This is a genomic window from Paraburkholderia sp. SIMBA_054 (assembly GCF_046534875.1).
Classification (GTDB): domain Bacteria; phylum Pseudomonadota; class Gammaproteobacteria; order Burkholderiales; family Burkholderiaceae; genus Paraburkholderia; species Paraburkholderia hospita.
In genome coordinates, this window is record NZ_JAWRXV010000868.1 from 1 (window position 1) to 268 (window position 268).

Consider the following 268-nt stretch of genomic DNA (forward strand, 5'->3'; position numbering starts at 1 on the left):
GCGCGTTACGCGAGCCGCCGAGATACGCTTCGAGCACGCGCTCGCTTTGCTCCAGCTCCGACGGCGCGCAATTGGCGATCAGGTTGCCGCGGTCCAGCACGACGCAACGCGTGCACAAATCGCGGATGAAATGCATGTCGTGCTCCACAACGATCAGCGTCACGCCCGCCTGCCGAATCCGTTTCAACTGGGTGACCAGGTCGTTGCGCAAGTTGGGATGAACGCCGGCCGTCGGCTCGTCGAGTAGCAACACACGCGGTTCACTCAT

The 268-nt window shown here is 62.7% G+C and carries 1 pseudogene; it reads right to left on the bottom strand.

What is annotated here, in order from left to right:
* Positions 1–268 (bottom strand): annotated as a pseudogene (locus tag SB822_RS57600) (ABC transporter ATP-binding protein); the annotation flags it as partial.